Annotated in this window: 18 protein-coding genes; 13 read left to right on the forward strand and 5 right to left on the reverse strand. The window is 68.6% G+C overall.

Features of this window, described 5'->3' with window-relative positions; translation table 11 throughout:
- Window positions 1-13 precede the first annotated feature (13 nt).
- Entirely contained in the window at window positions 14-571 is a 558-nt protein-coding gene (locus MKD38_RS18610; RefSeq protein WP_252678851.1) for a DUF3016 domain-containing protein, read from the forward strand.
- A gap of 40 nt (window positions 572-611) precedes the next feature.
- Here the strand turns inward: MKD38_RS18610 and MKD38_RS18615 are convergent, their stop codons facing one another.
- Window positions 612-848, reverse strand: coding sequence for a hypothetical protein (locus tag MKD38_RS18615; protein ID WP_018004736.1), 237 nt, complete (start codon window positions 846-848; stop codon window positions 612-614).
- A gap of 206 nt (window positions 849-1054) precedes the next feature.
- Here MKD38_RS18615 and MKD38_RS18620 point away from each other — a divergent pair, with 206 nt between their 5' ends.
- Both MKD38_RS18620 and MKD38_RS18625 read left to right on the forward strand, forming a co-directional pair.
- Entirely contained in the window at window positions 1055-1600 is a 546-nt protein-coding gene (locus MKD38_RS18620; RefSeq protein WP_252678854.1) for a GNAT family N-acetyltransferase, read from the forward strand.
- Between the two features lie 84 nt (window positions 1601-1684).
- On the forward strand, window positions 1685-2824 hold the full coding sequence (locus MKD38_RS18625; protein ID WP_252678856.1) for a hypothetical protein: 1140 nt from the start codon (window positions 1685-1687) through the stop codon (window positions 2822-2824).
- 118 nt (window positions 2825-2942) lie between these two features.
- Here the strand turns inward: MKD38_RS18625 and MKD38_RS18630 are convergent, their stop codons facing one another.
- Window positions 2943-3161: a hypothetical protein gene (locus tag MKD38_RS18630; RefSeq protein WP_252678858.1), complete on the reverse strand. Its 219-nt coding sequence runs from the start codon at window positions 3159-3161 to the stop codon at window positions 2943-2945.
- Between the two features lie 316 nt (window positions 3162-3477).
- Here MKD38_RS18630 and MKD38_RS18635 point away from each other — a divergent pair, with 316 nt between their 5' ends.
- Window positions 3478-4023: a PadR family transcriptional regulator gene (locus MKD38_RS18635; RefSeq protein WP_252678865.1), complete on the forward strand. Its 546-nt coding sequence runs from the start codon at window positions 3478-3480 to the stop codon at window positions 4021-4023.
- A gap of 28 nt (window positions 4024-4051) precedes the next feature.
- Here MKD38_RS18635 and MKD38_RS18640 read toward each other — a convergent pair whose 3' ends face one another.
- Window positions 4052-5047 carry an NAD(P)H-dependent flavin oxidoreductase gene (locus MKD38_RS18640; RefSeq protein WP_252678866.1) on the reverse strand — a complete coding sequence of 332 codons (996 nt, stop codon included), beginning with the start codon at window positions 5045-5047 and terminating at the stop codon, window positions 4052-4054.
- Between the two features lie 69 nt (window positions 5048-5116).
- A complete protein-coding gene (locus MKD38_RS18645) occupies window positions 5117-5548 on the reverse strand; it encodes a nuclear transport factor 2 family protein (RefSeq protein ID WP_252678868.1) in 432 nt (143 codons plus the stop codon).
- A gap of 205 nt (window positions 5549-5753) precedes the next feature.
- Between MKD38_RS18645 and MKD38_RS18650 the strand changes: the two genes are divergently transcribed.
- Window positions 5754-6788 carry a tyrosine-type recombinase/integrase gene (locus MKD38_RS18650; protein WP_252678870.1) on the forward strand — a complete coding sequence of 345 codons (1035 nt, stop codon included), beginning with the start codon at window positions 5754-5756 and terminating at the stop codon, window positions 6786-6788.
- A 155-nt stretch (window positions 6789-6943) separates the two neighbouring features.
- Window positions 6944-7963 (forward strand): UDP-glucose 4-epimerase GalE, encoded by a 1020-nt coding sequence (gene galE / locus MKD38_RS18655; RefSeq protein ID WP_252678872.1) that lies wholly within the window; start codon window positions 6944-6946, stop codon window positions 7961-7963.
- 81 nt (window positions 7964-8044) lie between these two features.
- Here the strand turns inward: galE and MKD38_RS18660 are convergent, their stop codons facing one another.
- Window positions 8045-8353, reverse strand: a complete 309-nt coding sequence (locus MKD38_RS18660) for an H-NS histone family protein (RefSeq protein WP_062802319.1) — start codon at window positions 8351-8353, stop codon at window positions 8045-8047.
- Window positions 8354-8895: 542 nt separating this feature from the next.
- On the opposite strand from MKD38_RS18660, the gene MKD38_RS18665 reads away from it, so the two are divergent.
- From MKD38_RS18665 to MKD38_RS18695, 7 genes are all read left to right on the forward strand, one after another.
- Window positions 8896-10719: a methyl-accepting chemotaxis protein gene (locus MKD38_RS18665; RefSeq protein ID WP_252678874.1), complete on the forward strand. Its 1824-nt coding sequence runs from the start codon at window positions 8896-8898 to the stop codon at window positions 10717-10719.
- 115 nt (window positions 10720-10834) lie between these two features.
- The gene (locus MKD38_RS18670; protein WP_252678876.1) at window positions 10835-12808 is read left to right on the forward strand and encodes a putative bifunctional diguanylate cyclase/phosphodiesterase; all 1974 of its coding nucleotides are present in this window, start codon (window positions 10835-10837) and stop codon (window positions 12806-12808) included.
- A 165-nt stretch (window positions 12809-12973) separates the two neighbouring features.
- Window positions 12974-13366 (forward strand): response regulator, encoded by a 393-nt coding sequence (locus tag MKD38_RS18675; RefSeq protein WP_252678877.1) that lies wholly within the window; start codon window positions 12974-12976, stop codon window positions 13364-13366.
- A gap of 139 nt (window positions 13367-13505) precedes the next feature.
- The gene (locus MKD38_RS18680; protein WP_112777275.1) at window positions 13506-13982 is read left to right on the forward strand and encodes a chemotaxis protein CheW; all 477 of its coding nucleotides are present in this window, start codon (window positions 13506-13508) and stop codon (window positions 13980-13982) included.
- A gap of 119 nt (window positions 13983-14101) precedes the next feature.
- On the forward strand, window positions 14102-15766 hold the full coding sequence (locus tag MKD38_RS18685) for a methyl-accepting chemotaxis protein (RefSeq protein WP_252678878.1): 1665 nt from the start codon (window positions 14102-14104) through the stop codon (window positions 15764-15766).
- Between the two features lie 96 nt (window positions 15767-15862).
- Window positions 15863-17701: a methyl-accepting chemotaxis protein gene (locus tag MKD38_RS18690; protein WP_252678879.1), complete on the forward strand. Its 1839-nt coding sequence runs from the start codon at window positions 15863-15865 to the stop codon at window positions 17699-17701.
- Between the two features lie 8 nt (window positions 17702-17709).
- Entirely contained in the window at window positions 17710-18444 is a 735-nt protein-coding gene (locus MKD38_RS18695; protein ID WP_252678880.1) for a DUF4088 family protein, read from the forward strand.
- Window positions 18445-18670: the final 226 nt, after the last annotated feature.

The raw sequence follows: 18670 nt of genomic DNA on the forward strand, positions 1-18670 counted from the left end.
CCTGGAGTTCGCCATGGCCAGATCCCGCCGTCTGCTGGCCGCCCGCGCGGCACCCATGGGCCTGATGTGTGCCATCGGTGCCCTCAGCGCCTTCGCCGCGCCGCCTGCCGGAACGCTGACAGTTTCCTTTACCCATCCCGAAACCTACACCGATGCCGCCTACCGCAGCGCGTACGGCAGTGACCGCGAGCGCGCGCAGGTGATGAACGATATCCGCCGCCACTTCGACGAACTGGCGGCGCGTTACCTGCCAGCGGGCTACGCGCTGAACATCGAGGTGCTGGATGTCGATCTCGCGGGACATTTCGAGCCATGGCGCGTGCGCGGCTATGACGTCCGCATCGTGCGCGATGTCACCTGGCCGCGCATGACCCTGCGCTATGCACTGCGCGGCAGCGACGGTGCCGTGATCGGCAGCGGCGAGCAGCGCATCTCCGACCAGAGCTTCAACATGGGCGTGAACGTCTACAGCCAGAGCGACAGGCTGCGCTATGAAAAGGCGATGATGGACCGCTGGTTCGACGAGTCCGTGCGGCGCCGGATCGCCACGCGCCAGACCGGACAGGGATGAGCCGGCGCTGGCATGACCGGTCCGGACACCACGCGCCGGATCAGGGCCGCCGCTTCTTCCACTCGTAGTCGGGCGGCGGATCGGCCGCGCCGGCGCGGCCGACCGAGTCGGGGTTTTCCGAGCACAGCGTGACAAAGCTGACCGCCTCGCCCGCGTGCTGGCGCTGGCGCAGCGCTTCGGTAAAGCGCAGCGCTTCGCGCATCGCGTCGCTGGGGAACGACTGCGCATGCGGCGTCAGGCCGGTGCCGAGGGCTTCGGACCAGTAGACCATGTACATAAGGCTTCCTTTTGCTTGCGCGGGTGGTGACCGGGTTGCTGCAACCTTCGTTCCTGCTGCCGCGGCGGCGCGCAAGGGAAGGCCGGGTGTGCCGGGGACCACGATTGCAAACCCTTCCTCCGCCTTTTGCAAGCTTTGGCATGGCGCGGGCACAATGGGCGCTTGCCGCATGCGCCTGGACCGCTGTGCCTTTCCCGTCTCGTCCCATGCCCGAACTTGCGCTGATACCCGCCACCGCCGCCGATGCCGACCGGCTCGCCGCCATGCACGCCGCCAGCTGGCAGCACACCTATCCCGGCATGCTGCCGGAGGCCTACCTGCGCGAGCAGGCCTACCCCGAACGCCTGGCCGCCTGGCGCGCGCGCATGCACGACGGCGCCGATGGCCCGGCCGAGGTCACGCTGGCGCTGGTCGACGGCGAGGCCGCCGGCTTTGCCTGCCTGTTGCCGCAGGCCGACCCGCGCTTCGGCATCTATCTGGACAACCTGCATGTCCTGCCTGCTTTCCATGGCCAGGGGCTGGGCAAGCGGCTGCTGGCGCATTGCGCGCAACGTGTCATGCAGGGTTGGCCAGGGCACCCGCTGTTCCTCTATGTACTCGAGGCCAATACGCAGGCGTGCGAGTTCTACCAGCGGCTGGGCGGCGAGGCCTCTGAGCCGTTCGAGGACGATTTCCATGGGCCCGACCTGCGCGTGATGGTGCGGCGCGTGACGTGGTCCGACGTCGCGGCGCTGGCCAGGCGGCTGGCGTAGGGCTGCATGGCGGCGCGGCAGGCGTTGCCATGCCCGGCGCCACTGCCCTACCATCGCCGGCATGCCAACCGGAGACCACCTGCCATGACGCCATCGATCGTCCGCCTGCCGCAGTCCGCCCGCTCGCATCTGGCGCGCGCCGTTGCTGCCGGCAGCCTCGCGGTATTGACGGGCTGCGTCGGCATGCCGGCCGTGCCGCCTGCCGCCGGCAACCCCGCCGGCCCCCCGGCTGCCGCGCCGCACTGGCAACGCGTGCATCTTGGCGCTGGCGCCGGCTATGACTTCCCGGTCTATGCCAGCCACCGGCTCGATGGCGACCTGTCGCGCATTCGCGAAGTCGTGCTGGTCCAGCATGGCCTGCAGCGCAACGGCGACGACTACTATGCCGCCGGCGCGGCACTGCTGAAGGCCAGCGGCCGCAACCCGGACGAGGTGCTGCTGGTAGCGCCGAATTTTCCCGGTACGCCCGACCGGAACAAGGGCTTTACCGGCATGCCGCACTGGTCGGTGCAGGGCTGGCTCAGCGGCGAGGACGCGCTCGAGGGTCCGGCTCGCGTCAGCTCATTGCAGGTGCTGGACGACCTGCTCGCGCTCTTCACCGACAAAGCGCGGCTGCCGCAGGTGCGCAAGGTGACGGTGGCCGGCCATTCCGGCGGCGGGCAGATCGTGCACCGCTACGCGGTGCTGAACCGTGTCGACGAACGCATCCGCGCGAGCGGCATCGACCTGCGCTACGTCGTGGCCAATCCGTCTTCGTATCTTTATTTCACGCCGGTGCGGCCGGCTGGCGCCGATGGCAAGTCGTTCGCACTGTATGACCCGGCGCGCTGCCCGGACTACGACAAGTACCGCTACGGCATCCAGGACATGGTGCCGTATGCCAAAGGCGCCGACGGCATGGCGCTGTTCCGTCGCTATGCCGGCCGCCAGGTGACCTATCTGGCCGGCACCGAGGACAACGATCCCAACCATCGCGTGCTCGACAAATCCTGCGGCGCCGAGGCCGAGGGCCCGACGCGGCTGCAGCGTGCGCGCGGCTACCTGCGCTACGAGCGCTACCTCGCCGGCCCGGGTTTGGTAATCCGCCACCAGGCTTATGAAGTGGTGGGCGTGGGGCACGACCAGGCCCGCATGTTCGGTTCGCAATGCGGGGCACAGGCCGTGTTTGGCATGCCGGAGGCGGCCAATGCTGGCGGCGCGGCCTGCCGCGCGCCGCAGCTCTAAGGCGCGCGCGCCGGGTACGGTCATGGCAAGAAAAAACCCGCGAAGCTCGCGGGTTCAAGTCCCTGCCCGCAGGATCGGGCTTGGAGGAGACAACCACAGGGAAAACGGTGGCGCGGGATCAGCGCAGGTTGTATTTGACGACCTGTTCCTCGACGCCGACAAAACGCACCAGCTGGCGCAGGCCGCTGGGATATTCCTTGATATGGTGCCCGTCAGGCGTATCGGGCAGGCGGTAATAAACTGGCGCCTTGTCGTGCACTGGCGCCAGCAGGCCGAGCGGACGCGCGTCGGCCTCCCAGGGCACGTCGCGGTCTTCGGCAAGCAAGATTCTCGTCATGGACACACTCCAAAGTTGCTGCATGGTGCGGCCGGGGGCGGATCGTTTTTGCTCGCACAGCTTCAATGTATGGAATGTATGGCACACCGGCCGGAAATGCCATTCAGCATTTTTTAATTCTGTCTGGTGGGAAATTTCTTAACTGACAAAATCGACGAATATGCCGTTTGCCGTCATGTTGCACGGCGCCCCGTCAGGTACCGACCCGGCATTGCGCTACCATAGCGCCAGTTTTTGAAAGTGCGGTGACCGGCGCGCCTGCCGGCACGCTGTGCTGCCTGAACCCACTCCGATAACCCCCGCGCCCAGCAGACGCATGTCGACCCAGCACGCCTTGTTGATCTCCCTGATCGAAAAGCCTTCGTCCGGCTACGACCTGGCGCGGCGCTTCGACCGCTCCATCGGTTATTTCTGGCATGCCACGCACCAGCAGATCTATCGCGAACTGGGCCGCATGGCGGACAGCGGCTGGATCGCCGCCGATGAAAGCGACGCGGCCGAAGGCGAGGGCAACGCCGACCGGCGCAACCGCAAGAAGGTCTACCGGGTGTTGGCCGCGGGCCATGAAGAACTGGCGCGCTGGGTGCTGGCCCCGGGCGCGGGGCTGGACCAGCGCGAGGAGATCCTGGTCAAGCTGCGCGCCGATGCGGTGATCGGCCCGCTTGGCCTGGGCGACGAGATGCGGCGGCTGATCGCGCTGCACCGCGCCCGCCTCGAGACTTACCTGGCGATCGAGCGGCGCGATTTCTCGGCGCCGGACATGGATCGCGCGCAACAACTGCGGTATGCGCTGCTGCAGCGCGGGATCCGCTTCGAGACCGACTGGGTGGCCTGGGGCGAGGCGCTGCTGCCGCTGCTGTAGCGGCAGCGGGGCCCCCGACCCCGCGCGCTCAGGCCAGGTCGACGGCGCGCGCGCCGGCCGGGCTGGCTTCGCCAAGTCCCAGGCGGCGGCGCGCCAGCGCGTACTCCTCGGCAAAGCGGCGCACCAGTTCGGCCGCCGGCACCACGCGCTTGATCGCGCCGACGCCCTGGCCGGCGCCCCAGATGTCCTTCCACGCCTTCACGCTGGTCGAGCCGAAATTCATCTTCGACGGGTCCGACTCCGGCAGCGCGCTCGGGTCCAGCCCGGCGCGCTCGATGCTGCCGCGCAGGTAGTTGCCGTGCACGCCCGTGAACAGGTTGGAATAGACGATGTCGTTGGCGGTGCTGTCGACGATCATCTGCTTGTAGCCGTCCTGCGCATTGGCCTCCTGCGTGGCGATAAAGGCCGAGCCGATATAGGCCAGGTCGGCGCCGGCGGCCTGCGCGGCCAGGATGGCGTCGCCGCTGGAGATCGCGCCGGACAGCAGCAGCGGGCCGTCGAACCATTCGCGGATCTCGTGCAGCAGCGCGAACGGCGACAGCGTGCCGGCATGGCCGCCGGCACCGGCCGCCACCGCCACCAGGCCATCCGCGCCTTTTTCGATGGCCTTGCGCGCGAAGGCATTGTTGATGACGTCATGCAGCACGATGCCGCCGTACGAGTGGACCGCGTCGTTGACTTCCTTGCGCGCGCCCAGCGAGGTGATCACGATCGGCACCTTGTAGCGCACGCACAGTTCCAGGTCATGCTCGAGCCGGTCGTTGGACTTGTGCACGATCTGGTTGACCGCGAACGGCGCCGACGGGCGCTCGGGGTGCTTCGCGTCGTGTTCCGCCAGTTCGGTGGTGATGCGGTCCAGCCATTCTTCCAGCTTGGGCGCGGGGCGCGCGTTCAGCGCCGGGAACGAGCCGACCACGCCGGCCTTGCACTGGGCGATGACCAGGTCGGGGTTGGAGATGATGAACAGCGGCGAGCAGACCACCGGCAGCGAAAGCCGGTTCTGCAGCTGGGCGGGAAGGGCCATGGGGAAGTCTCCTGGGTAATTCCGATAGATTCGGTGAAGCGTTACGGTGGCGCCGCGGGCCGGCGCGCGTCAGGCGGCGCCGGTTAGCACGTGTTTCTGGCTTGCCAGGCGCGCGGCCATGGCGGCGGCCAGCGCCTCCAGGCCGGAGCGCGGGCGCACCATGACCTCGAATTCGGCAATGCGGCCGGCGTCGTCGAAGCGGATCATGTCGATGCCCTTGAGCGCCTTGCCGTCCACGCTGGCGCTGAACTCCAGCACCACGCTGTGGCCGTCGTCGCTGATGAAGCTGCGGTGGTAGCGGAAGTCCTGGAACACCTGGTTCACCGTGGTCAGCACCAGCGTGATGGCGGCGCGGCCGGGATACGGCGTGTGCGCCACCGGCGAGCGGAACACCACGTCGTCGGCGACGATGGCATCGAGCCCGGCCATCGAATGGGTGGCGATCATCTGGTGCCAGGCGTCGAGCGAAGCCTGGGCGGCGGGAAGCAGGGCAGTGGTCACGGGAGGTCTCCTGGCGTGGCGCTGTAGGTTTGCTGCGATCTCTTTCCGGATTTATGCAACCAGTTGCATAGTGGATCGAAAGGTAGCACGCCGCGTGGCCCGCTGCAAGCTCGGCGCGTGGACCGCGGCGCGCAGTGACGCGTTGTCTACAATAGTCGGAATCGTCCGCCGGCCGCCGGCCTGATGCGGCAGAGCAGGAGAGTCCGTGACCACCAAGCCCAGCGCCGCCCAGCTCGAGCAGGCGGCCTTGTTCGATGCCGACCTGGCCGCCTGGCGCGACCACCCCGAACGCGCGTTCGACGGCTGGCTGGCGCAGCACGGTTTTCGCCACGGCACCAGCGTGGTCTACCGCGCCATGTGGGGCAAGCTGCTGCGCTGGTCGGCCGAACGCGGGCTGCCGCCGCTGAGCTGGTCCGCCGCGCAGATCGGCGAATTCCTGGATGCGCAGCAGCTGCACAAGTCGCACCGCTACCGTTATGCGCGGCTGATCGAACGTGTGTTCCATCACCTGTCCCGCTTGCGCGAGGGCATGCACAACCCCGGCAGCCAGGCGGTGCGCGCCCATCTGGCCGAGGGCGAGAACGACCCCACCGCCTTCCTGCTGCCCGGCGAGCGCGACCTGCTGGTGGCGCGCATTCTCGGCCCGGCCGGCGCGCCCGCTGGCGACACCGGTGCCGCGGCGTCGCCCACGCAATGGAAGCGCGCCCGCGACGCGGCGCTGCTGGCCGTGCTGCTAGGCGGCGGCCTGAAGGTGGCGGAGGCGCGCGCGCTGCGCACCGACGTGATCGCCGACATGTTCGCCGACAGCAGGCCCGGGCGGATGGCGCTGCGCATGGTGCGCCCGGACAACGGCCGCGCCTACACGGTGCCGCTGTTCCCGCTGGCGCATGCGCCGCTGCGCGCCTGGCTGGCGCTGCGCGAGGCCTCCGGCACGCTCGGCAGCCTGGTGTTTCCGGCCATGCCGACGGGGCGGCCGATGCATGCGGCGTCGGTCTACCGGCGCGTGGAAATCCTGCTGGACGAAGCCGGGGTGCTTGCGGGGCGCAGCGAGCGCGCGTCGCCGCAGACCTTGCGCAATACCTGCGCGGCCATGCATTTCGAGGCCGGCACGGCGCCGGCCGAGGTGGCCCAGTGCCTGGGCATGCGCGACCTGGAATCAGGCTGGCGGCTGCGGGCGGCGTACGAGGCCTGGCAGGCGCGGGCCGGGCTGGTGGCGCCGGCCTCCGCGGATTCTGACTGAAGCCGCGACCGGGGCGGCGGGCAGGGCGCCATGGCGCATCATGGATAATAGGTACCTTCCCGTGCCGGACGGGGCAGTCAGGTTATTTATCGTGCACACGGCGCGCCGGCTGCCCTCCGCAAAACGCTGAACCGAATCGATCGACGCCAATACCCATGCCTGAAACCTTGTTGCTGACCGGTGCCACCGGCTATATCGCCTCGCATACCTGGGTCGCCTTGCTCAACGCCGGCTACCGCGTAATCGGCCTGGATAATCTGTGCAACAGCAGCCCGGCCGTGATCGACCGGCTCACTACCATTACCGGCCAGGCCCCGCATTTCGTGCAGGGCGACGTGCGCGACCGCGCGCTGCTGGACCGGCTCTTTGCCGAGCACCGCATCAGCGCCGTGATTCATTTTGCCGCGCTCAAGGCGGTGGGCGAATCGGTCAGCCAGCCGCTGGCCTATTACAGCAACAACCTCGATGGCCTGCTGACGGTGTGTGCCGCCATGGGCGCGGCCGGGGTGAAACAACTGGTGTTCAGTTCCTCGGCCACGGTTTATGGCAATCCGCACACCGTGCCGATCCTGGAGGATTTCCCGCTGTCGGCAACCAACCCCTATGGCCAGACCAAGCTGATGGGCGAGCAAATCCTGCGCGACCTGGAAAAATCCGATCCGGCCTGGCGCATTGCCTACCTGCGCTATTTCAATCCGGTCGGCGCGCATGAAAGCGGCCTGATCGGCGAAGATCCGCGCGGCATTCCCAACAACCTGATGCCTTATGTGGCGCAGGTCGCGGGCGGGCGCCGCGACCAGCTGATGGTATTCGGCGGCGATTACCCCACCGTGGACGGCACCGGGGTGCGCGACTATATCCATGTCTGCGACCTCGCCGACGGCCATTTGGCGGCGCTCAATTATCTGCGCCGGCAGGGCCGCGGTATGACCGTGAACCTGGGCACCGGCCGTGGCTACAGCGTGCTGGAGGTGGTGCAGGCTTATCAGCGCGCCAGCGGCAAGCCGGTGCCGTACCAGATCGTGGACCGCCGCCCCGGCGATATTGCGGCCTGCTATGCCGACCCGGCGCTGGCCCATGAACTGCTGGGCTGGCGCGCCCAGCATGACCTGGACCGCATGTGCCAGGACTCGTGGCGCTGGCAGTCGATGAACCCGCACGGCTTCGACGCCTGACCCTGACCAGGTTTTCGGCCACGAAAACAAAAACGCCACGGAAGTCTCCGTGGCGTTTTGCCGTCTGCCGGATCGCGTGTTTCAGCGGATCAGGAAGTCCTCGACCGATTTGCCCTGGGCCAGGGCCTGGGTCAGCCAGCCCGGGCGCTTGCCGCGGCCGGTCCAGGTATTGCCGGCGTTGTCGCGATAACGCACCGGCACTTTGCGGTTGGCCGCCTTCTTGCCGGCCGGGGCCTTCGCGCCAAAACCCAGGTCTTCCGCGGTCAGGCCATATTGCTCGATTTTCTCGCGAATATCCGCGATCACGGCGGATTGTTCACGCGCCTTGATTTCCTCGGCTTGCTTCTGCAGTTCGCTGATTTTCTGAACGATTTCCTGATACGTCGCCATTGCGTCCTCGGTTTCCGGTGATTGAATTGCGCTGGGTGCGCTGGTGGGCGGGGAAAATGCTGAAAACAATTATAACGGGCCGGATGCCGGCTGCAAATCCTGGTGGCGTAATCCCGGACGGTTTTTGCGAAAATTCTTGCTGCTGATAATTGTGTGAACTTTCAGTGGCAGGGCGAGTCGCCGCGGATTTTTCCGCATCCCGGCGGTACTGCGATGGTGGACGGCACTGCTGAAATCCCCGCGGTATTCGCTTGCGGACCGGTCTGTCGTGGTGTGTGCGGATACCGCCCATGACATTAATCACGTCGGCATTTACGGACAGGCCCGCCCCGTTTCAGGTCATACCGGCCAGCCCAACCGCCTACGTGGCTGATATCCGACATGGCGTTTATCGCCGATTCACCATAACCGTGCGCGCCGGGCGGCGACTCAAGGATGATGGGGGCGCGCCGTTATCCGGGCAGGGCGGATCAATGCGGTAACGATCCTGCCGGACCGGGGCAAGGGGTGTGTCCCGCGGATTGCCTGAGTCTTATTTCATCATGTCCTTCCACAACAATATTCAGATCAAGACCCTGCTACGGGGCGCCATGGGAATCCTGTCGCTGCTGCTGTTGCTGGTCGGCGGCGCCGGCCTGTACGGCATCTCGCAGAGCAATGACGCGCTCAAGGATACCTATGCCAACCAGCTTGGCTCGACCATCGCGCTCAGCGATGCGATGCTGGCCACCACGCGCATGCGCCTGGCGCTGGACCGCAACGTGATGCAGGGCGAGCAGGACGATCCCAAGGTCAACGTGGATCGCTCGCGCGTGTTCGTGGAAGCGTCGGACGCGGCCTGGAAGCGCTATATGAGCCTGCCGCAGAATGCCGAGGAACAGGCCCTGGCGGCGGAACTGGGCAAGCAGCGCCAGGCGTTCATGGAGCAGGGCGTGCTGCCGCTGCAGGCGGCGTCGCTGGCGGGCAACCAGGAAGAGGCGGTGCGGCTGGCGAAGAAGGTGCTGCCCGACCTGCAGCGCAGCATGTCAAGCGCGCATGAAAAGCTGCAGAAGTTCCAGATGGCGGCGGGCGAGGCCAATTTCGGCGCGGCGCAGGCAAGTTTTGCCCGCATCCGCATGCTGTCGATCGTGATGATCGGGCTGGGCCTGGCGCTTGCCGCGCTGTGCGCGGTGACGCTGAACCGCGCCATCGTCGCGCCGGTGCAAGAGGCGCTGACGGTGTTCGAGCGCATCGCCCGCGGCGACCTGACCGCGCGCATCACCAGCATCTCTAGGAACGAGATCGGGCGCATGATGCAGGCGCTGGCCGCGATGCAGTCGAGCCTGTCGGGCATCGTCGCCGAGGTGCGCAGCGGCGCGGATTCGATGGCGTCGGCCACGCAGCAGATTTCCACCGGCAACCTGGACCTGTCGCAGCGCACCGAGGAACAGGCCTCGTCGCTGGAGGAGACCGCCGCGAGCATGGAAGAGCTGACCACGGTGGTGCGGCAGAACGCCGACAATGCGCGCCAGGCCGGCGTGCTGGCGGGCGAGGCCTCGCAGATCGCGCTCAAGGGCGGCGAGGTGGTGGGCCGCGTGGTCGACACCATGAACGAGATCAACGGCGCCTCGCGCAAGGTGGTGGAAATCATCAGCGTGATCGAGGGCATCGCCTTCCAGACCAATATCCTGGCGCTCAATGCCGCGGTGGAAGCCGCCCGCGCCGGCGAGCAGGGGCGCGGCTTTGCGGTGGTGGCGGGCGAGGTGCGCAGCCTGGCGCAGCGCTCGGCCTCGGCCGCCAAGGAGATCGAGGCGCTGATCAGCGAGTCGGGCCAGCGCGTGGAGAGCGGCACCCGGCTGGTGGCCGAAGCCGGCCAGACCATGGGCGAGATCGTGCAGGCCGTGCGCCGGGTCACGGACATCATGAACGAGATCGGCGCGGCATCGCAGGAGCAGACCAGCGGCATCGAGCAGGTCAGCCAGGCCGTGACCCAGATGGACCAGGTGACGCAGCAGAACGCCGCGCTGGTCGAAGAGGCCGCGGCGGCAGCGGGCGCGCTGGAAGAGCAGGCGCAGAAGCTGAAGAACGTGGTCTCGGTGTTCACGGTCAATACCGCAGCGGCACCGGCCATCGCGGCCCATGTCGGCGGAAGCGCCGCAGCAAAGACGTCGGCAAAGGCGGTGGCATCCCCTACGCCGGCGACCCCCGCCGTCGCCAGTGCCAGCCTGGCTACGCGCACCACGACGGTGCGTAAGGTGCCGGTTGCCGCGACGGTGCGGCCCGCGGCCAAGCCGGCGAGCACTCCGGCAGTCGGCCCCGCAGCGCGCCCCGCGGCGCGGCCGGCCATCGCCGCGGCCGGCGGCGATGATGACTGGAGCGCGTTCTGACCCCCTGCGTTGGAGTCATTGCCTTGTTCACACGGCGACTGCAAGATGACATGATGCGGGGTTTGCCCCGCGTCCTGACCGTCTTCGCGCATCTTCATCATCATCGCGCAGCCTAATGATTGCCCTGAGTTCCGTCCTGTTGCTGCTGGCCGCCCTGCTGGGTGTAGCCGCCGCCCTCGGCGTTCGCGCCGGGCGCGCGGACCAGCCGGCCGGCAGCCGGTCGCTGCGCGTGCTGACGTGGTCGGCGGCGCTGCTGTCGCAATTGAGCATCGGCATGCCCGTGCTGGTGGTGGGCCTGTCGGGCAGCGTGCCGGCCGTCAACGACACCGCGCAGCTGGCGGCCAGCTTCGCCGCCGCGGCGGCGGCCACCACGGCGGCCAAGCTGCTGGTGCAGTGGCTGCGCCAAGGCGCGCGCCTGTGGCGCGGCGCGGCGCTGATGGCGGTGGTGGCCGGGGCCGGGCTGGTCGCGGCCGCCGGCACGCACCTGGGCCGCTCGTGCGGCGCCGGCACCGTGACCGCGCGCGAGTGCATCGACGCCGCCGGCCTGCCGCACCCGGCCTGGCTGGCGGGCGGGCTGACCGCGCTGTGCGCGCTGCTGTTTGCCGTGCATCGGGCCCAGTCGCGCGGCTGGCTGCCGGCGCTGGCGCGCGCCGACGCCACGCTGGCCGACGAACTTGCCGATGACCTGCCGGTGCTGCATCGCGGCGCCGAGCCGCGGCTGGCGCGGCGTGGCGCGCGCGTCCCCGGGCGTCCGGGCCGGCTGACCGTGCGTGCCGCCGCGCGCGGCCAGGACACGGTGGGCGAATACAGCGTGGCGACGGTGATGCCGGACCGCGTGGCCTTTGGCCGCTGGCTGGACCAGGCCATCAGCCAGGCCCGGCTGGCCGAGACCGGCTGCGCCGTGCTGCTGATCCATATCGCCGATTACCGCGAAGTCGACGAAGTATTCGAAGTGCGCGCCGACGACATCCTGGCCCAGGACGCCGGCGCGCTGGCGCAGGCAGTGCTGGAGCCGCACGACTTCCTGGCGCGGCTGGCGCGCGACGAGTTTGCCGTGGGCGTGCCGGAGCTGGTCCACCATGGCCGCGCGCAGGAACTGGGCTCGCGCATGCTGGGCTCGCTGGCCGAGTTCATCGCCGCGCGCGGGCTGCAGATGCAGATCGGCGTCAATATCGGCATCGCCATCTATCCGCGTGACGCGCAGACTTCCGAAGCGTTGATGCAGGCCGCCCGCGTCAGCCTGGCCGAAGCCCGCCAGAGCGGCTCGAACCAGGTGCGCCTGTTCAACAGCGCCGCCGGCGAACGCGCGCGCCGCACCCGCGTGATCCGGCGCGACCTGTGGGTGGCGATCCAGGACGATGCGCTGTCGCTGCAGTTCCAGCCCAAGTACGACGCGCGCCGCCGCAGCGTGGTCGGCGCCGAGGCGCTGTGCCGCTGGCGCCATCCCGCGCTGGGCCAGGTCAGCCCGGCCGAGTTCATCGCCGTGGCCGAGCAGTCGGGCCAGATCGACAAGCTCGACGACTGGGTCCTGACCAGCGTGTGCCGCCAGGTGCGCCAGTGGCGCGACGCCGGCGTGCCGACCGTGCCGGTGGCGATCAATGTCTCGGGGCTGCGCTTTGCCAGCCGCAACTTCCCGCAATACCTGCTGGAACAGATCCACCAGCACGACATCCCGCCATCGGCGATCACGCTGGAAATCACCGAGACCGCGGCGATGAAGGACATCGGCAAGTCGCTGGAAACGCTGGCCGAGCTGCAGTCGCTCGGCATCCAGGTGGCGCTGGACGATTTCGGCAGCGGCTATTCCAGCCTGGGCTATCTCAAGCGGCTGCGCGTGGGCACGCTCAAGATCGACCGCACGCTGATCGGCGGGCTCGATACCGATGCGCAGGGCCGCGCCATCGTCGGCTCGATGGTGGCGCTGGCGCACGAACTGCGCATGAAGGTGGTGGCCGAAGGCGTGGAGTCGGCCTCGCAGCTGGAGATCCTGAACCAGATGGGTTGCGACGAGGTGCAGGGCTACCTGCTGTCGCTGCCGCTGGACGCCGCCGGCTTCAGCGAGGCCCTGCGCGCGCGGTCCCCGGCCTGACGTCGCCTGACACCTAAAGCCTGGCCGCCACGCCGCCGATAACTGGTCTGGCAGGCTGGCCCGCGTCGGCGCCAGCCCTGCGCCGGCTCGTCCGTCGCCGCCGCGTTGCCCGTGCCATCGATGTTCCTGGCGGACCCACCCGTTCCTGCACCTCCGGAGGCGCCCATGTCATTGCCCAGCATCCTCGTCGTCGACGATTCTCCCTCGCTCCGCCGCATGATCGGCGCCTGCCTGCGCGCCGGAGGGTTCGACGTGGCCGAGGCCGCTGACGGCGACCAGGCGCATGCGTTGGCGCTCGCGGGCAGCTTCGGCATGCTGGTCACCGACCAGGTCATGCCCGGCATGGACGGCCTCACGCTGATCCGCAGCCTGCGCGCCACGCCGCGCTACGCCCGCCTGCCGATCCTGATGCTGACCACCGAGCAGGACGGCAGCATCCGCGAACAGGCCCGCGCCGCGGGCGCATCGGGCTTCCTGCCCAAGCCGTTCGACCCCGACGGGCTGATGCAGGCCGTGGCCGCGCTGCTGGACGCGGCATCCCCTACCTCGGAAGGGTAAGGAAAGCGGCGGCGTCGCCCTTCAGTCACCCCGGATCCTGCCGTAAACACTGGTGGGCGAAGTCACGCCCCGGCGCAGCCAGCGGCCCTGGCCGTTGCGGCGCCAGACACCAGCATGAGCCAAATTGGGGGGCTAGACGATGCAGCACATCGACAAGGCAGACGGCGCGGGCGAGGAGTTCCTGGCCTTTACCCTGGGCCGCGAGGAATACGGCGTCGATATCCTGAAGGTGCAGGAGATCCGCGGCTACGAGTCGGTCACCCAGATCGCGAATGCGCCCGACTACATCAAGGGCGTGATCAACCTGCGCGGCATCATCGTGCCGATCATCGACCTGCGCATCAAGTTCCGCCAGCCCAACGTCAGCTACGACCAGTACACGGTCGTGATCATCGTCGACCTCAACGAACGCACCACCGGCATCGTGGTGGACGGCGTCTCCGACGTGCTGACGCTGAGCGCCGCGCAGATCAAGCCCACGCCGCACTTCTCCGGCGAACTGGCGACCGACTATATCCGCGGCCTGGGCTCGGTCGAGCAGCGCATGCTGATCCTGGTCGATATCGAGAAGCTGCTCAATACCGAAGAACTGGCCGCGCTGGAAGCGGTGTCCTGATCCTGCAGTAGCGCCCCCCGCCGTCCGGCACGCGCCATCCGCGCGCCGGACCGAACCCGCCCGCGATGCGCACCGCATGGACCCATGCGGCGCGCCCCAGGCAAGCAGTACAGACTTAGATGCGAAACAACCAACCCGTTACGCAGCGCGAGTACCCGCTGTCTCCGTCCGACTACCTGATCTCGCGCACCGACCTCAAGGGCCGTATCACCTTTGCCAACCGCACCTTTATCGAGGCCAGCGGCTTTACGGCGGAAGAACTGCTGGGCGCGCCGCATAACCTGGTGCGCCATCCCGACATGCCGCCCGAGGCGTTCGCCGACCTGTGGCAGGACCTGCAGGCCGGGCGCACATGGATGGGCGTGGTCAAGAACCGCCGCAAGAACGGCGACTTCTACTGGGTCAATGCGACCGTGACGCCGACGCGCGTCGACGGCCGCGTGGTTGGCTACACCTCGGTGCGCTCGATGGCGACGCGCGAGCAGGTGCAGGCCGCGGGCGCCGCCTATGCGCGCTTTCGCGCCGGGCGTGCCGACGGGCTGGCGATCCGCCACGGCGCGGTGGTGCGCACCGGCCTGCGCGGCCTGGTGCAGGGGCTGCTGCGGCTGAACCTGAAGCGCCGCATCCTGTGGGCCCAGGCCGGCGGGCTGGTGTGGTTCCTGGCCGCGCTCGTCGCGCTGGAAGCGCTGGGCGGCACCGCCGTGGCCAGCTTGCGCCCGTGGCTGTGGGGCGGCTTTGCGCTGGCGCTGGCGTCGTCCTTCGCCGCCGGCACCATGCTGCTGGCGCGCGTGAACCGGCCGGTGCGCGACATGCTGGACTTCGCGCTGCGCATGGGCGCGGGCGACCTGACCACGCGCTTCGAGCACCGCAGCGCCGACGAGATCGGCGCGCTGGCGCAGGCGATGCAGACCATGCAGCGCAGCCTGCTGTCGGTGGTGCATGAGATCCAGGAAGGCATGGCCAGCATCTCGACCGCGACGCGCCAGGTGGCCGCGGGCAACAACGACCTGTCGCAGCGCACCGAGCAGCAGGCGGCGTCGCTGGAGCAGACCGCGTCGAGCATGGAAGAGTTGACCAGCACGGTGCGTCAGAACGCCGACAACGCGCGCCAGGCCAGCGGGCTGGCGGCCAATGCCTCCGACACGGCGCTGCGCGGCGGCGAGGTGGTGGGCCGGGTGGTGCAGACCATGGACGAGATCAACGATGCCTCGAAGAAGATCGTCGACATCATCGGCGTGATCGAAGGCATTGCGTTCCAGACCAACATCCTGGCGCTGAACGCGGCGGTGGAAGCGGCGCGCGCAGGCGAACAGGGCCGCGGCTTCGCGGTGGTGGCGGGCGAGGTGCGCAGCCTGGCGCAGCGCAGCGCCAACGCGGCCAAGGAGATCAAGGGACTGATCGGCGATACCGTGGCGCGCGTCGACAACGGCTCGGCACTGGTCGGCCAGGCCGGCCAGACCATGGAAGAGATCGTGCAGGCGGTGAAGTCGGTCACCGACATCATGGCCGAGATCAGCGCGGCGTCGGCCGAGCAGAGCTCGGGCATCGAGCAGGTGAACCAGGCGGTGGCGCAGATGGACGAGGGCACGCAGCAGAACGCGGCGCTGGTCGAGGAAGCGGCCGCCGCGGCGGGCGCGCTGGAAGAGCAGGCGCTGCGGCTGCGCGATGCGGTGGCGACGTTCCGCGTCAGCATGCAGGCGGAGGTGCGGCCGCAGCGCCAGCCCGCTTCGGCGCGCGGCGATGCGGTGCTGGCCCGGGCCCAGGCCACGGCACCCGCACGATAGGGATCGAAGTGAAGGCAGGCGCGGCATGCCGCGCCGCCAGCGTACACAGGGCGCGGCAATCCGTGCCCGAGGCTTCAGTTACAAGGGGGAGTTGCTATGCATTGGTTCAATCAATTGCGCGTCACGACCAGGCTGGTTGCCGGATTCCTGGTGGTCGCCGTGATCGGCGCCGTGATGGGGCTGCTGGGTGTCATCAACATGGGCCGCATGGCCGACTGGACCGGCAAGATCTACAACGACGACCTGCGCGCGCTGAAGGCGGTGCAGGACGCCAACATCAACCTGGTCTACGCCAGCCGCTCGCAGATCGCGCTGCTGTCGGCATCGACCATGGGCGAGCGCTCGGTCGAGAAGGAGCAGATCGCCAAATCGCTGGCCGCGATGGATGAGCGCATCCGCCAGGTGACCGGCGCCTTCGAGAAGCCGGAGGGCAAGGCGCTGGTCAAGCAGTACCAGGACCTGTCGCCGGCGTTCCGCGCGCGCATGGAAAAGTATGTCGAGCTGGTCAGCAAGCAGCCGCTCGATACCTCGCAGTTCGAAAGCCAGGTGTTCTCCGAAAGCGCCGACCTGCTCAAGGACAGCCACGCGCTGGAAGCGGTGATGCTGCAGATGGTCAAGCGCCGCGACGACCGCGCCCGCAACAACATGGAAGAAGCACGCAGCGTCTACGACGAAACGCGCGTGTGGATGCTGGGCCTGGTGCTGGGCGGCCTGGCGCTGTCAGTGCTGCTGGGCGTGCTGCTGGCGCGCGCGCTGTCGCGCCAGCTGGGCGGCGAGCCGGCGTATGCCGCGGCCATCGCCGCGCGCATTGCCGAGGGCGATTTCTCGCAGCCGGTGACCACGCGCGCCGGTGACAAGAGCAGCCTGGTGTTCGCGATGCAGCAGATGCAGCAGCAGCTGTCGCGCATGGTGCGGGATTTCAAGGCCTCGGCCGAATCGATCGGCAGCGCCTCGCGCGAGATTGCCGCGGGCAACAACGACCTGTCGCAGCGCACCGAGCAGCAGGCGGCGTCGCTGGAGCAGACCGCATCGAGCATGGAAGAGCTGACCAGCACGGTGCGCCAGAACGCCGACAACGCGCGCCAGGCCAGCGGGCTGGCGGCCAATGCCTCCGACACGGCGCTGCGCGGCGGCGAGGTGGTGGGCCGGGTGGTGCAGACCATGGACGAGATCAACGATGCGTCGAAGAAGATCGTCGACATCATCGGCGTGATCGAAGGCATTGCGTTCCAGACCAACATCCTGGCGCTGAACGCCGCGGTGGAAGCCGCGCGCGCGGGCGAACAGGGGCGCGGTTTCGCGGTGGTGGCGGGCGAGGTGCGCAGCCTGGCGCAGCGCAGCGCCAACGCGGCCAAGGAAATCAAGGGCCTGATCGGCGATACGGTCGAGCGCGTCGACAACGGCTCGGCGCTGGTCGGCCAGGCCGGCAAGACCATGGATGAGATCGTGCAGGCGGTCAAGCGCGTGACCGACATCATGGGCGAGATCAGCGCGGCATCGGCCGAGCAGAGTTCGGGCATCGAGCAGGTGAACCAGGCGGTGGCGCAGATGGACGAGGTGACGCAGCAGAACGCGGCGCTGGTCGAGGAAGCCGCCGCCGCCGCCGGTGCGCTCGAAGAGCAGGCCGGCCACCTGCAATCCGCGGTGTCGACCTTCCGCCTGGCCGCGCAGGACGAGCGTGCGGAACGCTTCGAGGTGTTGCCGGCCGCCGCCGCGGTGCCCGCCAAGACTCAACGCGCGGGGGCGGTGCGTGCCATCGCCGCAAGCAAGCGTGCGGCCAAGCTGCCCATGGCCAAGGCGGAAGCCGCCAGCGCCGATGAAGCCCCGCACGACGCGGCCGAGCCGACGGCAGCCAAGGCGGCGCCGCGCGCTGCGGCGATGACGCCGCGGCCCGCGCTCGCCGCGGCCGACAATGGCGACTGGAGCGCGTTCTGAGTGTTGCCATGACGACCGATATCACCCTGGCCTTGCCGCAAGAAGACGCGGCCAGGCTGCGCAAGGAATTCGACCAGTTCATCGGGGTCTCGACCGGGCTCGACCGCGAGTTCCTGCCGCCAGAGTTCCATGACTTCCTGCGCGCGCGGCTGCTGCAGCATGACGGCCCGCTGACCGAGCGCGCGGTCTCGCGGCTGCTGTCCGGGGGTGAATACGGCTGGGCGCGCCGCGTGTTCGACAAGCAGTTGCCCAATGCGCTTGCGGCGCTGATGCGCGATGCCCAGCGCTTCGGCTTCGGCCTGGCGGTGCAGCCGGGTTGGAGCGGCGAGCAGCGCCTCGCGCATGCGCGCGAATGGGCGGCGCAGGTGCTGGCCGAGTGCGGCGCCGATAGCGCCTATACCGAAGCGCTGGCGACCCAGGTGGCGGCATCGGCCGAAGACCTGCGCGCGCTGGAAGAGCGCATGCGCACGCCCGCCTGGCGCCTGGCCGAAAGCCTGCGCCAGCGCGCCTATGACCTGATGTACGCACTGCAGACCGAAGACAACGAAGCCGCCGGCCGCGCGCGCGTGGGCGAGTTGCGCGGCATGCTGGGGCTGGCGCTGGAGTATGGATCGATCCAGCCCGACGAGGCCGCGCGCGTGCTGGAACAGGTGGAGCGCGTGCGCCCCGCATTGTTTCGCGTAGCGCCCGACGATGTGTTCGCACGGCTCGCGAACTGGCTGCGCCGATTGTTCGGACATTGACGCTGGCACTGCCGCGTCGCGCCGATTCGCGCCGGAGATTTTGGACAGTATTACGCACACCGTGCGCGGCGATACACTCCGCGCGGCCGTCGTCAATAGAGGAATCCAGCAGGCTACCAACGTCGTGCCCGCGCGTTTGATGCAGAGGGCTTTTGCTCGTGCCGTCTTGAGCCAAATCAAAAGTCAAACGTGTGACTTGTTACAAACTGTGCGGCGCCAATGTCTT

It is taken from the genome of Cupriavidus sp. WGlv3, from assembly GCF_023952475.1.
Lineage (GTDB): Bacteria > Pseudomonadota > Gammaproteobacteria > Burkholderiales > Burkholderiaceae > Cupriavidus > Cupriavidus phytorum.

Bases quoted from the DNA above. Each gene is read 5' to 3' on its own strand.
- MKD38_RS18610 (WP_252678851.1), top strand. From the start codon at position 14: ATGGCCAGATCCCGCCGTCTGCTGGCCGCCCGCGCGGCACCCATGGGC.
- MKD38_RS18615 (WP_018004736.1), bottom strand. From the start codon at position 848: ATGTACATGGTCTACTGGTCCGAAGCCCTCGGCACCGGCCTGACGCCG.
- MKD38_RS18620 (WP_252678854.1), top strand. From the start codon at position 1,055: ATGCCCGAACTTGCGCTGATACCCGCCACCGCCGCCGATGCCGACCGG.
- MKD38_RS18625 (WP_252678856.1), top strand. From the start codon at position 1,685: ATGACGCCATCGATCGTCCGCCTGCCGCAGTCCGCCCGCTCGCATCTG.
- MKD38_RS18630 (WP_252678858.1), bottom strand. From the start codon at position 3,161: ATGACGAGAATCTTGCTTGCCGAAGACCGCGACGTGCCCTGGGAGGCC.
- MKD38_RS18635 (WP_252678865.1), top strand. From the start codon at position 3,478: ATGTCGACCCAGCACGCCTTGTTGATCTCCCTGATCGAAAAGCCTTCG.
- MKD38_RS18640 (WP_252678866.1), bottom strand. From the start codon at position 5,047: ATGGCCCTTCCCGCCCAGCTGCAGAACCGGCTTTCGCTGCCGGTGGTC.
- galE (WP_252678872.1), top strand. From the start codon at position 6,944: ATGCCTGAAACCTTGTTGCTGACCGGTGCCACCGGCTATATCGCCTCG.
- MKD38_RS18660 (WP_062802319.1), bottom strand. From the start codon at position 8,353: ATGGCGACGTATCAGGAAATCGTTCAGAAAATCAGCGAACTGCAGAAG.
- MKD38_RS18665 (WP_252678874.1), top strand. From the start codon at position 8,896: ATGTCCTTCCACAACAATATTCAGATCAAGACCCTGCTACGGGGCGCC.
- MKD38_RS18670 (WP_252678876.1), top strand. From the start codon at position 10,835: ATGATTGCCCTGAGTTCCGTCCTGTTGCTGCTGGCCGCCCTGCTGGGT.
- MKD38_RS18675 (WP_252678877.1), top strand. From the start codon at position 12,974: ATGTCATTGCCCAGCATCCTCGTCGTCGACGATTCTCCCTCGCTCCGC.
- MKD38_RS18680 (WP_112777275.1), top strand. From the start codon at position 13,506: ATGCAGCACATCGACAAGGCAGACGGCGCGGGCGAGGAGTTCCTGGCC.
- MKD38_RS18685 (WP_252678878.1), top strand. From the start codon at position 14,102: ATGCGAAACAACCAACCCGTTACGCAGCGCGAGTACCCGCTGTCTCCG.
- MKD38_RS18690 (WP_252678879.1), top strand. From the start codon at position 15,863: ATGCATTGGTTCAATCAATTGCGCGTCACGACCAGGCTGGTTGCCGGA.
- MKD38_RS18695 (WP_252678880.1), top strand. From the start codon at position 17,710: ATGACGACCGATATCACCCTGGCCTTGCCGCAAGAAGACGCGGCCAGG.